Source organism: Phyllobacterium sp. 01N428, assembly GCF_056399405.1.
The window spans coordinates 111,231-124,151 of record NZ_JBFTRH010000010.1 but is presented as its reverse complement, the minus strand read 5'-3'; the positions used below and the strand labels follow the sequence as shown (position 1 = coordinate 124,151).

15 protein-coding genes are annotated in these 12,921 nt (G+C 60.3%); 13 read left to right on the top strand and 2 right to left on the bottom strand.

Annotation, left to right across the window (positions count from 1 at the left end):
* Positions 1 to 2 precede the first annotated feature (2 nt).
* The 7 genes from flgA to AC1DNI_RS21100 all read left to right on the top strand — a co-directional run bounded on the left by flgA (position 3) and on the right by AC1DNI_RS21100 (position 5,163).
* Entirely contained in the window at positions 3 to 485 is a 483-nt protein-coding gene (gene flgA / locus AC1DNI_RS21130) for a flagellar basal body P-ring formation chaperone FlgA (RefSeq protein ID WP_477693319.1), read from the top strand.
* Entirely contained in the window at positions 485 to 1,699 is a 1,215-nt protein-coding gene (locus AC1DNI_RS21125; RefSeq protein ID WP_477693318.1) for a flagellar basal body P-ring protein FlgI, read from the top strand. The genes flgA and AC1DNI_RS21125 overlap by 1 nt, the downstream gene beginning before the upstream one ends.
* Positions 1,700 to 1,710: 11 nt before the next feature.
* Positions 1,711 to 2,223 carry a MotE family protein gene (locus AC1DNI_RS21120; RefSeq protein WP_477693317.1) on the top strand — a complete coding sequence of 171 codons (513 nt, stop codon included), beginning with the start codon at positions 1,711 to 1,713 and terminating at the stop codon, positions 2,221 to 2,223.
* Positions 2,220 to 2,933, top strand: coding sequence for a flagellar basal body L-ring protein FlgH (flgH, locus tag AC1DNI_RS21115; RefSeq protein ID WP_477693316.1), 714 nt, complete (start codon positions 2,220 to 2,222; stop codon positions 2,931 to 2,933). Before AC1DNI_RS21120 ends, flgH begins: the two co-directional genes overlap by 4 nt.
* A gap of 12 nt (positions 2,934 to 2,945) precedes the next feature.
* On the top strand, positions 2,946 to 3,434 hold the full coding sequence (locus AC1DNI_RS21110; protein WP_477693315.1) for a flagellar basal body-associated FliL family protein: 489 nt from the start codon (positions 2,946 to 2,948) through the stop codon (positions 3,432 to 3,434).
* A complete protein-coding gene (gene fliP / locus AC1DNI_RS21105) occupies positions 3,431 to 4,168 on the top strand; it encodes a flagellar type III secretion system pore protein FliP (RefSeq protein ID WP_477693314.1) in 738 nt (245 codons plus the stop codon). Before AC1DNI_RS21110 ends, fliP begins: the two co-directional genes overlap by 4 nt.
* Before the next feature lie 212 nt (positions 4,169 to 4,380).
* Positions 4,381 to 5,163 carry a flagellin N-terminal helical domain-containing protein gene (locus AC1DNI_RS21100; protein WP_477693313.1) on the top strand — a complete coding sequence of 261 codons (783 nt, stop codon included), beginning with the start codon at positions 4,381 to 4,383 and terminating at the stop codon, positions 5,161 to 5,163.
* A 71-nt stretch (positions 5,164 to 5,234) separates the two neighbouring features.
* Here AC1DNI_RS21100 and AC1DNI_RS21095 read toward each other — a convergent pair whose 3' ends face one another.
* Positions 5,235 to 5,585, bottom strand: a complete 351-nt coding sequence (locus AC1DNI_RS21095; RefSeq protein WP_027233078.1) for a ribbon-helix-helix domain-containing protein — start codon at positions 5,583 to 5,585, stop codon at positions 5,235 to 5,237.
* 43 nt (positions 5,586 to 5,628) lie between these two features.
* A complete protein-coding gene (locus tag AC1DNI_RS21090; RefSeq protein WP_477693312.1) occupies positions 5,629 to 6,198 on the bottom strand; it encodes a DJ-1/PfpI family protein in 570 nt (189 codons plus the stop codon).
* 169 nt (positions 6,199 to 6,367) lie between these two features.
* Here AC1DNI_RS21090 and fliF point away from each other — a divergent pair, with 169 nt between their 5' ends.
* Genes fliF through AC1DNI_RS21060 form a run of 6 tightly spaced genes read left to right on the top strand, consistent with a single transcriptional unit; the run spans position 6,368 to position 12,882 of the window.
* A complete protein-coding gene (gene fliF, locus AC1DNI_RS21085; RefSeq protein ID WP_477693311.1) occupies positions 6,368 to 8,014 on the top strand; it encodes a flagellar basal-body MS-ring/collar protein FliF in 1,647 nt (548 codons plus the stop codon).
* A gap of 1 nt (position 8,015) precedes the next feature.
* Positions 8,016 to 8,672: a hypothetical protein gene (locus AC1DNI_RS21080; RefSeq protein WP_113282241.1), complete on the top strand. Its 657-nt coding sequence runs from the start codon at positions 8,016 to 8,018 to the stop codon at positions 8,670 to 8,672.
* Positions 8,669 to 9,910: a MotB family protein gene (locus tag AC1DNI_RS21075; protein WP_477693310.1), complete on the top strand. Its 1,242-nt coding sequence runs from the start codon at positions 8,669 to 8,671 to the stop codon at positions 9,908 to 9,910. Before AC1DNI_RS21080 ends, AC1DNI_RS21075 begins: the two co-directional genes overlap by 4 nt.
* Positions 9,907 to 11,130 (top strand): chemotaxis protein, encoded by a 1,224-nt coding sequence (locus AC1DNI_RS21070; protein ID WP_477693309.1) that lies wholly within the window; start codon positions 9,907 to 9,909, stop codon positions 11,128 to 11,130. The genes AC1DNI_RS21075 and AC1DNI_RS21070 overlap by 4 nt, the downstream gene beginning before the upstream one ends.
* Complete coding sequence (fliK, locus tag AC1DNI_RS21065) at positions 11,127 to 12,350, top strand: flagellar hook-length control protein FliK (protein ID WP_477693308.1); 1,224 nt, start codon at positions 11,127 to 11,129, stop codon at positions 12,348 to 12,350. The genes AC1DNI_RS21070 and fliK overlap by 4 nt, the downstream gene beginning before the upstream one ends.
* Positions 12,283 to 12,882 (top strand): transglycosylase SLT domain-containing protein, encoded by a 600-nt coding sequence (locus tag AC1DNI_RS21060; protein ID WP_477693307.1) that lies wholly within the window; start codon positions 12,283 to 12,285, stop codon positions 12,880 to 12,882. The genes fliK and AC1DNI_RS21060 overlap by 68 nt, the downstream gene beginning before the upstream one ends.
* Positions 12,883 to 12,921: the final 39 nt, after the last annotated feature.

Sequence of the window (12,921 nt, the reverse complement as noted above, 5' to 3'; positions counted from 1 at the left end):
TCATGACGGCAGCAGGACGCACACTCGCAAATATCGCAGGCGGTATCGCGCTCGCGCTATGCGCCATAGTCCATGCGACCGGCGCGATGGCCGAGCGTATCGCGTTCATCGTCCCGTCGCAGATCATCTATCCCGGCCAGACCATCGGCAATGAGGGTCTGTCCGAAAAGATCTTCACCATCAAGGCCAGCGCTGCCGGCAATTACGTGCTCCACGTCAATCAGCTCGTCGGCAAGGTTGCACGACGGACGCTCCTGCCGGGGCAGCCTATCCTGGTGACCGCCGTCAACGAGCCCGACCTTATCCAGCGCGGCGTTGCAGTCCCTCTGGTCTACAACACCGGCTCTCTCGTCATCAGCGCAAAGGGCGTTGCGATGGAGCCGGGCCACGCGGGCGATTTCGTCAAGGTACGCAACGTCGACAGTGGCATCATCGTGACCGGCACGGTACTAGCCGACGGCTCGATTCAGGTCGGGATGCAATAATGCGGCTTCTCGCCTTTCTCCTTGCCTTCATTCTTACCGGGACAATCGCGGCCATTGCCGGCGAGTCCAACGAAAAAGGCTATAAAACACCTGCCGAAGCCAACGCTGCCTGGCGCCGCGCCGAGAACGAAGCCGAGCGCTGGGGCAGTGCCGCGTCGCCACTGGGCGAGGGCGGTGCGATCGCGCGCCTCAAGGACATCGCCAACATCCAGGGCGTCCGCGAGAACCAGCTCGTCGGCTATGGTCTTGTCATCGGCCTCAATGGCACTGGCGACAGCTTGCGCAATGCGCCGTTCACCGAACAGTCGATGCGCGCCATGCTAGACAATCTTGGCATCAGTCCGCCGCCCGGAGCCTCCCGCGTCAAGAATATCGCGGCCGTCATCGTCACCGCAAACCTCCCGCCCTTCGCCGGGCGCGGTTCGCGTATTGACGTCACGGTTTCGTCGCTCGGCGATGCCACTTCGCTGGCCGGGGGCACGCTTGTCATGACGGCCCTTGCCGCGGCCGACGGGCAAAACTATGCCGTTGCGCAAGGCAATCTCGTCGTTTCCGGCTTTTCCGCATCGGGCGATGCGGCGAGCCTGACACAGGGTGTTCCGACCAGCAGCCGCATTCCAAACGGCGCCCTTGTCGAAAAGGAAGTCACCGGCAATTTCGGCCAGGACGAATTGGTGGTTGAGCTGCGCGAGGCAGACTTTACGACCGCCGTGCGCATCACCGACACGATTAATGCCTTCGCCAAGCGCCGCTACAAGCAGCCTGTCGCCAAGGAGCGGGATTCGAAATCGATCCGCCTGCGCAAGCCGAAAGACATCTCGGCCACCCGCTTCGTCGCCGAGATCGAAGGTCTCCCCGTCCCGACGGACGAGGTTGCACGCGTAGTCGTCGACGAGCGCACCGGCACCGTCGTGATCGGCGAAAAGGTGCGCATCTCGCGTGTCGCCATCAGCCATGGCAGCCTCTCGGTGCGCGTTACGGAAACGCCGATGGTCGTTCAGCCGGAACCCTTCAGCGATGGCGTGACCGCAGTCGAGCCCAATACCGATATCCAAGCAACGCAAACGTCCAATATCGGCGTTCTCGGTGGAACTGATCTCGAAAGTCTCGTCAAGGGATTGAACCAGATCGGCGTGAAGCCGCAGGGCATCATCGCCATTCTGCAGGGTATTAAGACGGCAGGCGCCCTGCATGCGGAACTGGTGGTGCAATGAGTTACGCCTGGATGAATTCGGATAGAGCCTATGGAGCCCTCTTCGGGATGGTTCTAGGCGCGGCATTGAGCATTGCCGGGGTGGCAGGCGCACAGGATGCAGCGCACGAGGATGCCACGCAGGAGATCGACCGCTATTGCACCAACATCAACGACAAGGCCGCCGACGCGCGCTACGCCATGCAGACGCGCGAACTTCAGCAACTGCGCGCCGATGTCGATAGCCGTATCCAGGAACTCGAAGCCAAGCGTCAGGAATATGAGGTTTGGCTAAAGCGCCGCGACGAATTCGTCGACAAGGCGGAGGATTCGCTCGTCGGCATCATTTCGAAGATGCGCCCCGACGCCGCCGCTGCGCAAATGGCGCTGCTGGGCGATGAAGCGGCAGCGGCGCTGTTGCTCAAGCTCAATCCGCGCGTGTCGAGTGTCATACTCAACGAGATGCCGCCGGACAAGGCCTCCAAGCTCGCGCGTGTCATTGTCGGATCGCGCGTCGTTTCACAAAAAGAAAGAACCGCCCAATGAAAAAAGCGGCCTCCTTCATCCTGGTCGCCAGCCTTGTGGGCGTTGCGGGCTGCGCAAATAATTTCCGTGATCTCAACCGGGCACCAGCCATGTCGCCGGTGGGCGCAGGCGTCGGCCAGACGTTCAGCGTCACCGATCCCGCCTATTATCCGACGCAGCCGAAGCCGCAGCAATATTCCCTCTGGCAAGACCGCCAGGCTGGATTCTTCCGCGATCCGCGCGCGGCAAATCCCGGCGACGTGCTCACCGTCATCATCAGACTCGACGAGGAAGCGAAGTTCGACAACAAGTCGAATCGTTCGCGCGCCTCCTCGCAAGTCTACGGCGCAACGGCCGATATCAGCGGCAGCGGGATTTCGGGGGGCGACATCAGTGGCACCCTCGACCTGAACTCGGATACGAAATCGAAGGGCGAGGGGAAGATCGAGCGTTCTGAAAAGATCGACCTGCGCGTTGCCGCGATCGTCACCAACATCCTGCCGAACGGCAATATGGTGATCCAGGGATCGCAGGAAGTCCGCGTGAATTACGAGTTGCGTATCCTCAACGTCGCCGGCGTCGTGCGGCCGCGGGACATCTCGGGTTCCAATACGATCTCCTACGACAAGATTGCGGAGGCGCGCATCTCCTACGGAGGCCGCGGACGGCAAAGCGAAGTGCAGCAGCCGCCATGGGGACAGCAGGTCCTTGACACCGTTGCACCATTCTAAAGGTTGAAACCGATGAGCGCCGTCGCCGAAGAAACCACACCACCACCAAGGGGTCCATCATTGGTGGCCCTGATCGGCGTTGTCGTCATCCTGACCCTCATAGCTGCCGGCGGCGGATGGTTCCTTGGCGGCAAGCTTGGCCTCGCGAAAGACGAGGCGGCCGAGACGGCTACCGAAACCAGTCGCAAGCCTGCCGCGGAGGATATGCCGCTTGGAACGGTCGTGCCGCTGAAGCCTATTCTCACCAATGTGAAAATTCCGCAGAATGTCTGGTTGCGGCTTGAAGCCGGCATCGTGGCGCGGCCGGGCGAGAAAATTCCGGACGAGCTTGCCGCGACGATCACCGGCGATTTCATGGCGTTTCTGCGCACGGTCAACCTCATGCAGCTTCGTGGGCCGGCCGGGCTCGAATATCTGCGCACGGACCTTGAAGAGCGAGCGAAGATGCGCTCCGAGGGCAAGATCGAAAAAGTCTATATCTGGGCGCTGGTGATGGAATGAAAATACGTCTGCTGACGCCACTGCTGGTCCTCGCACTCGGCGGGACTGCCATGGCCCAAACGCCATCGATCCTCGAAGGGCTCCTGCCGCCCGGCAGCGCCTCGACAAGTGGCCAGATCATCCAGATGCTGGCGGTGCTCACGGTCTTGTCGATTGCGCCTGGCCTCCTGATCATGGTGACCAGCTTCACCCGCTTTGCCATTGCATTTTCCCTGCTTCGTGCGGGGCTTGGTTTGCAGACCACACCGGCAAATCTGGTGATGATCAGCCTTGCGTTGTTCATGACCTTTTACGTCATGGCTCCCGTATTCGATCGCGCGTGGCAGAACGGCGTCCAGCCGCTCGTCAAAAACCAGATCACCCAGGATGTCGCGATGAATGAAATCACGACGCCGTTTCGTGAATTCATGCTGCGGCAGGTACGCGACAAGGATCTTCGCCTGTTCGAGGACCTCGCCGACGAATCCTTTCGCACCAAGGCGGACGGTGTCGTCGACTTGCGCATTCTCATCCCGGCATTCATGATTTCCGAATTGCGTCGCGGGTTCGAAATCGGCTTTCTCATCGTTTTGCCGTTCCTTGTCATCGACCTCATCGTCGCAACTTTGACCATGTCGATGGGTATGATGATGCTGCCGCCGACAGTGCTCTCCCTGCCGTTCAAGATCCTGTTTTTCGTGCTGATAGACGGATGGAACATCCTCGTCGGGAGCCTGATCCGCTCCTATACGTGAGGCGTCAGTTAGCCGGCGAAATTTGCCTCAGTCGCCGGAATTTTCATATTAGATAAAATCCATAGGACCTTGTTATTAAAACGGTAATACATTAGACGTACTGATCACAATATGACGGGTTGCCTTCAGGGCAATAGGCATCAGGCCGCTCCGTCACACCGGTGAAAACCCGGTATGTCCCCTTCTTTGTATCTCATCAGGGACCTACTTCCATGACCAGCATTCTTACCAATGCGTCGGCAATGACCGCGCTGCAGACGCTTAACACAACGAACAAGAACCTTGCTACGACGCAGGACCGTATCGCTACGGGCCAGCGCGTTGCCCAGGCTTCCGACAATGCCGCCTATTGGTCGATCGCAACCGGCATGCGCACTCAGAACACGGCTTTGTCCGCAGTCAAGGACGGCCTCGGTCTCGGTGCTTCGATCGTCGACACGGCCTACACGTCCCTCAACAGCGCCATCGAACTCGCTCAGAAGATCCAGGCAAAGTATGTTGCCAAGGAAACCCCGGGCACCGACGGCACCGTTATTGACGCCGACATTGCCCAGTTCAAGGCTCAGATCGTCGAAATGGCCAAGGGCGCAACCTTCCAGGGCGTCAATCTGCTTGCTACCGGTGGCACCGCACAGAGCATCGTGACGGGCTATACGTCCGGTACCGGCGTCACCACGATGTCAGTTGCCGCTTTCGACCTCGAAGCTGCCCTGACTTCTGCAACGACCTCGTCGGCCGTTGAAACTGCAATCGGCACGATGAAGGACGCGGCTGCCGCTTTGGGTTCCGCCAAGACCCGCATCGACACGCAGCAGGCTTTCACTGACAACCTGATGGACGCCATCGATCGCGGCGTCGGCCAGCTCGTCGATGCCGACATGAACAAGGAATCGGCTCGTCTGTCGGCTCTGCAGGTTCAGCAGCAGCTCGGCGTACAGGCTCTCTCGATTGCAAACTCGAGCAACCAGAGCATCCTGTCGCTCTTCCGCGGCTAATCGGATAAATAATATCGTTACAAGAAATTTGCCCCGGACTTCAAATCCGGGGCTTTTTCGTTTTGCTAACCTCAGTGATATTTTTCGCGTTCACGGCCAAGAATCGCTCGGGCATTGAGACCCGCAATCGGCTGGGCCAGATCTCTCGGTATATCCCCCGAGAGCTGCAGATCGAGATAGCGCGCGCAGCAGACGCGAAGGAACGACGTGAAGTTGCCGAGATCATGACCGGCGTCGATCGACTCATGATGCAGCCGCGTAATGAGTTGCACGACGTTCATTCCGTCACGCCGTGCAATTTCCTCCAGTTTAGACCAGAAGAAATTCTCGAGCCGCACGCTGGTGACCATGCCGTCGATGCGCAGCGAGCGCGTGGTGCTTTCCCATAGACGCGCATCCGCCTTGATGAATAATTCACACATGCTGCCTCCCAAACCCGCAAACGCCCATTGAGCTTAGCAGCGCTTACGCGTTGAGCACAGCCATGAACTGCTGCAGCCAGGCGGGGTGGGCCGGCCAAGCAGGCGCCGTGACGAGCTTGCCATCGGTAACGGCATCGTTGATGGCGATCTCCACAAACTTTCCGCCCGCAAGTTCGACTTCGGGACGGCATGCGGGATAGGCCGAGCATTTGCGCCCCTCGATTACCCCGGCTGCGGCAAGAAGCTGGGCGCCATGGCAGATCGCGGCAACCGGCTTGTCGGCGTCGAAGAAGTGGCGGACGGCCTTGATCACGTTCGGATCGAGCCGAAGATATTCCGGCGCCCGTCCGCCGGGAATGACAAGCGCATCGTAATCCTCGGCGCGGATATCGGCGAAGGTCGCATTGAGCGCAAAGTTATGCCCGCGTTTTTCGGAGTAGGTCTGGTCGCCTTCGAAATCGTGAATGGCCGTTGCGACCGTATCGCCGGCCTTTTTCCCCGGACAGACCGCGTGGACCGTGTGGCCGCAGGCAAGCAGTGTCTGGAACGGCACCATAGTCTCGTAGTCTTCGGTATAGTCGCCGGTAATCATAAGGATCTTAGCGCTTGGCATGTTTTTCCTCCCAAGGTTTCAACGAAGGAAAGCCTAGCAAATGCCGATCGCCTATCGGTACTAGCCGGATACTACGGGAGAATTTTCATCGGTACATGGTCTCGCGCGGCTCTAACTTCGCGCAAGCTTCGGCCTCTATGGTTCCGTTACGGGATCGTGGTGAGAATCGATGGAAAAGAATATCAGGCACACATTTGAGCAGCTGTTTGCAGCGCTGAAGAAGCTCGGGGCGCGGCGGCTCATTGCCCTTAGCATCGTTGGCGTGACGCTGTTCAGCGTAATTCTGGTGTCGAGTTTCTACCTTAATCGTCCCCAATACGAGACGCTGTATGTCGGCCTCAGCCGCGATGATGTGAACCGAATGGGCATGGCGCTCGGCGAGGCCGGCATCCCCTTCGACGTGAAATCCGACGGCACCTCGATTCTCGTTCCCTTCGGCAAGGCCGACCAGGCCCGCATGTACCTGGCGGAAAAAGGTCTGCCCACCAGCAACAATGCCGGCTATGAGCTCTTCGACAATATGGGCTCGCTGGGTCTTACGTCGTTCATGCAGGAAATCACGCGCGTACGGGCGCTTGAAGGTGAGATCTCCCGCACGATCCAGGCTATCCGCGGCATCAAGGCGGCGCGCGTTCATATCGTTCTTCCCGAGAAAGGAAGTTTCCGCCGCGGTGACCAGGCGCCATCCGCCTCGGTCGTCATCCGTACCGAGGGCGACTTTGCGATCGAATCCGCCCAATCGATCCGCCAGCTTGTGGCCGCCGCGGTGCCGCAGCTGACCGCCGCCGAAGTGACCATTCTCGATACCAATGGCCGCCTCCTTGCTTCCAAGGACGATGGAACGAGCGCCGGTGCGGTCATGTCGGCGACCCTTGAACAGAATGTTTCCACCTCCGTCGATGAAAACATTCGCAAGGCGCTCGCACCTTATCTCGGCGTCGGACACTTCCAGACGAGCGTCCAGGTGGCGCTCGATACAGACAAGCGACAGACCAATGAGACGGTATTTGATCCGGAGTCCCGGGTTGAACGCTCGGTTCGGGTCGTCCGTGAGAGCGGCGATTCGCAGAACTCGACCAGCGATAATGCCACGGGTGTCGAACAGAACATCCCGCAAGAACAGATCGCCAGCAAGAACGGAGACAGTTCGTCTGAAAAGACCGACAAGCGCGAGGAATTGACGAATTACGAGCTGAACTCGAAAACCGTATCGACCACCAGCGACAGCTACCAGATCAAGCGGCTGTCGATCGCCGTCGTCATCGATCAGGCGCGCCTTCTGCAAACGGCTGGCGCGACGCCGCCGCCGGCCAATTTCGTCGACCAGCAGATCGCCAAGATCACCGAGCTTGTAGCGACAGCGGCGGGCCTCGATCAGAAGCGCGGCGACGTCATCAACGTCACCGCCGTCAACTTCATGGAAACGACCGATGAGCAATTGCAGCCGACCTCGACGCCTATATCGGAAATGGTCTTCCGCCAGGCTGGCAGCTTCGTCAACGCGGCTGCGCTGATCGCCGCCGTTGCCCTCATTCTATGGCTTGGCGTCCGGCCCTTGATGCGCGAAATGGGCAAGGCGGCGGAGGTCCCGCAAATTGCCGGCGTGTCAGAGCTTGCTGTCCCGAATGTTGCAATGGCAGCAAATCTTCCTGCCGTCGCGCCCGCTCGCTCCGAGCAAAGCATGCCCTACGACGATCTCAGCGAACTCAGGCGCCGGATGCGCGTTCCTGCCCAGAATCGTCTCGAACAGATGATCGACATGGACGAAGAGCGGGTCGCGGCGATCCTGAAGCAATGGGTCCACGAGGCCGCCTGAGATGAGCGCACGATCCCTCGCCAGCGTTCTTACCGATTTTACCCCGAAACGGGTGCCGCCAGATCGCGTGACGGTTTTCACCAGCGTTCGCGAGCGAGCAGCTACGCTTGACGAGGTCATCGAGCCGGCCGAGGAAATCGTCGACATCATCGACTACGAACTCAAGGTGAAAGAAGCCTTCGCAGCCGGGCGGGAGTCAGGTCAGGCGGAAGCGGCGGTACTTTTCGAAGCCGAGAAAGTCCGGCTGGAGCGCGAGTTCCAGGAACAACTTGCTGCTGCGGATGCCGCCTTTCTTGCCGATACGGGCGCGCGCCTTGCCGCGCAACTTGCCGATGGCTTGTCAGGTATTGCTGCAGATCTTTCCGGTTCCCTTGCAGCTGCGCTCACTCCTCTCGTCGAGGCGAGCCTGCGTGAACGGGCGATAAGTGGTTTTGTCGGTGAACTCGAGCGCCTTACAAAAGGGCTCGAAGGCATTCTTATCGACGTAACCGGGCCTCGCTACCTGCTTGACGCGCTGCGAACGCGACCGGAGATCGATGCGATCCGATTTACGTTCCGCGAGGCAAACCAATCCGAGCTTACGATGAAACTCGATGATGTCGTTATCGAAACACGCCTCGGCCACCTGATCGACGCGTTGAAGGACCAAACCCGATGAACATCGACCCTGAAACGCATCGCGAAATCGTCATCGTCCGGCGCGGTCGCGGCGATGGTGAGGAAGGCCACCATGGCGGCGTCTGGAAGATCGCCTATGCCGACTTCATGACGGCGATGATGGCGTTCTTCCTCGTCATGTGGCTGATCAATGCCGCCAATGAGGAGACGAAGGCCGCCGTTGCCAGTTACTTCAATCCTGTAAAGCTGATGGACCGGCAGGCGCAGCCGAAGGGCATCGAGGAGATCGACAACGAAGAGGGCAAGGTTCGCTACGAGCGGCCCGAATCCGTCGATCCCATTACCAAGAGCGCCCGCAACGAAAAACAGGTCGAGCCCGTCCCAGAACGGGAGGAGCGGCAGATCTTCAAGGACCCCTATGCGGTTCTCGCCGAGATCGCCACCGACTCCGGTGTTCTCCAGAACCGCTCGGCCAAGGGCGAAGGCGGCTCCAGCCAGGCCGGCCCTTCGACGGGTGCCAAGGGTGGCGATGCCTACCGCGATCCGTTCAATCCGAATTACTGGTCGACCCATGTCGAGGACGACATTTTTCCGCTGACCGATAGCCCCGCCGTCCCGCCGCCTTCACAGGAGCAAGCGATATCGGTGTCGAATGCCAAGGCTGAAGCCGATGCCCAGCAGGCGGCGCTCGAGAAACGCATCACCGCGGGCGAGGTCAAATCGGCGTCCGATCAGCCAGAGGCCAAGCCTCCCGTCACCGCCGAAACACCGGCTGCTCCTTCAAAGGATGAAAAAGCACCGGATGCCGCACAGGTTGAATCGGCGCGGGAGCTTGCCACCGAAATCGCCAAGAAAACCGGTGCAGCCAGCGATGCCAAGGCGCCAGACATCACCGTCGTCGCCAGAAATGACGGCTTGCTGATCCAACTGACCGACAAGGTCGATTACGGCATGTTCGCCATCGGATCGGCCAAGCCCGACAAACGCGTCATCCAGGTAATCGACGAAATCGCCAAGATCATCGGGAAACGCGACGGCGAGGTCGTCATCAGCGGACATACGGACAGCTGGCCATTCAAGAGCGATACCTACGACAACTGGCGGCTCTCATCCGCCCGGGCGCAGATGGCCTATTACATGCTGACCCGCAAGGGCCTCGACGCCAAGCGCGTTCTACGCGTCGAGGGTTACGCTGACCGCGATCCGAAGATCGCGTCCGACCCATATGCGGCTCAGAACCGGCGTATCGACATCTTCCTGAAGACGGGGTCCAGATGAGGGCAGGGCGCGCGATCCATTGGCTGGTGTTCGGCTTTTTCAGCCTGCCGCTTGCCGGCGCGGCCGCGCAGGTCAATCTGCCGACGCCCGAACCCTATCTCCTCGTGCGCTCCATGCGGATGCTGCAGGATCAGGTCGCGTCCGGCAAACCGGAAGCCTTGCCGATGCTCAATCGGGTGCTCGGCCATATCGCCGAACAGCTGCGGGCGGCAAAGCCCGAAGTCTGGCAGAAGCCGGCAAATGCCTATGCGATCTTCGTTTACCTCTTGAACGGCGGTAACCCGGAGGTGGTGCGCGCGATCCTGGCATCGGCGAAGCTTGACCAGGTTGATCCCAAGCTGGTCGCGGCCTCACTGGCCTATGCTGACGGCGACACGCTGCACTTCGTTGAGAACTTCCAGGAAATTCCGCCAAATGTTCCAAGCGAACTCGTCGCCTCGATCTATCTCGTGACCGCCACCCAGCTCGCCGCCATCGATGCTGGAACAGCGCTGAACCGTCTTGATTATATCCGGCTCAATGCCCCGGGCACACTCCTTGAGGAAGCGGCGCTACGGCGCGGACTGACAATCGCCGCTCGCCTCGGCGACAAGGACAAGGTCAGGCTTCTCGCCCGCAACTACCTGCAGCGCTTTTCCTATTCGCCCTATTCGGAAGATTTCTTCCGCCAGCTCGTCGACGCGTTGATGGAGTTGAAAGATCGCGTCAGCAACGACGAAATCGAAGAGATCGCAGCGCTCGCTTGGCCGCGTGCGCGGCTGTCCCTCTACCTGCGGATAGCGCGCGGGGCACTGGTCGCAGGCGATCTTGCACGCGCGCGTTTTGTTTCGGAGCGAGCCGATAAATTGGCGGCCGAACTCAAGACCGACGATACACAGGCCAAGCTCTATCTTGCAGTCAGCAATGTCGGCTCCGACAAGACCGGCGATGCGAAGTTCATGCTGTCGAAGCTGCCGCGCGACCGCCTGCACGAACGCGATGCCAAGCTTCTGGACGCAGCGCTTGCCATGTCGAGCCGGATCCTGGCGCAACCGATTCCTGAATTGGCAGCACCCCCAAAGCCGGCAGCGCGCAACGCCCCCGTACAAGCCAGTGCGCAGTCCAGCGCGCCTGCGGCGGCCAGCGCAGCGCCGACCACGGATGAGCCAGACCCACTCGTCCTCGAGACACGAAAGAAGCTAGACGCTATCGACGCGCTCCTCGGGAGGACAGGCAAATGACGATTGGAGCCGACATGCCGTTGAAATCGCTGATCGGAGCCCGCATCAAAGACAGCGGCAAAGGCGAATCCCCCATCGATCTAATGTTGCCGGTGGACGGCAAGGCGGCTCTCGACTTCGAGGCCATGGTGAAGGCGACGGCGCCGAAACTTCATCGCGGGAAGAGCAGCGAGGTGAAGGACGGCGTGCGCGATACGCCGGACAAAGACGCCGAAGCCAAAAACGGCGAAGCGACTGGCCCCGCCGCCGGGCAAGGGATGTTCGGCCAGACCATGCTGGCACTCGAGCAATTGCTCCAAACAGAGCAGCAGGCGCAAGAACAGTCCCTCGCTGCAGCCGACCCGCGTTTTGCGGCCAGCATCGTCGATGACGCAGCAGCGCTGATTGACGACACGACTTCGGTGAAACCCGTCGGCAAGCCCGCTTCCGAAGCTGCATTGCCTGACAAAGCGTCTGAGACAAGCGCGGTAGCATCGCCGATGAAGACCGAGGCCGCGCAGCCTCGCAACGGAGAGGCTACGCCTGCGGACACACCGCCTTCCGCGCGTCCGCAAGCGAGCGAATCGAACGCGCAGCCGCCTTCGACGGAACGAAGCGTTCCCCGCCTGGCGGAGCCTTCTCCTGCGCCATCGACAAACGCTGCAATGGCGAACGCGAGCGCTGGAGGCCAGTCTGATCTCCGGATCGCAACGCCGTTAACGCCAGCCGCTGCCGCGCCCGTCGCCGGGCGTCCAGGTATCAGCGATGTCCAGGTCATTTCCGATCGCAGCACCAGCGCCACCCGGACTCTCGTGATCCAGCTGCAACCCATAGAACTTGGCACAGTGACAGCACGGCTGCGGCTGACGTCCGAAGGCATGCACATTCAGCTGAACGCCGAGAACAATGTGGCGGCCGAGCATCTCGCCCGCGATCATGAGGCCCTCGGCAAGGCACTTAAACTGGCTGGTGTTGGTGACGACAGCTCGTCGATTACGATCGCCGTGATCGACCGGTCGAGCCCGTCTTCGAATGCGCAGGGTGGCCAGCTCAATTCCGGCGGGCAGGACGCACAAGCGGATGCGCGGGCCTATGGGCAGGGACAGGCTGCATCCGGAGGCGCCAAGCAGGGCGGATCGGCGGGCCAGCAATATCCGGGAGACACGAGAGCAGATGAGCGCGAGGAAAAAGCCGGTAAGCCTGGTATTGAAAACCACGTTTCACGCGGTCTGGTTGTCTAGCCTTCTTGCGATCGCAAATCCTGCATCGTCCGAAAACCTCTGCGAGCGCGAAATGCACCGGGCGTCGGGGAAGTATGGCATTCCGCTCGGCATTCTCTATGCCGTCGGCCTCACTGAAACCGGGCATAAGGAGTCGCTGCAGCCTTACGCCATGAATATCGACGGCACGCCATACTTCATGCCGTCTGCCGCCGCTGCAGCGGCCAAATTCGCCCAAGCACAGATGCAGGGCGCCAAGCTCATCGACCTCGGCTGCATGCAGATCAACCAGCATTATCATGCGGACGCATTTCCCTCCGTTGCCGCAATGCTCGATCCCAAGGCCAATGTCGACTATGCAGCGCGGTTTCTAAAGGGGCTCCGTTCGCGCGAGGGAAGCTGGACCATGGCGGTCGCCCGCTATCACGCCGGGCCCAACAATGATCCCGCCCAGCAATATTATGTCTGCCGCGTGATCGAAAACATGGTGGCCACTGGTTTCGGTAACTGGACCGCGAAAGCACGCCAATTCTGCGGCAAGAATCAACCCTGACCCGTAACACTTGGTAAGAAAACGTGAATTCCCTTCAAG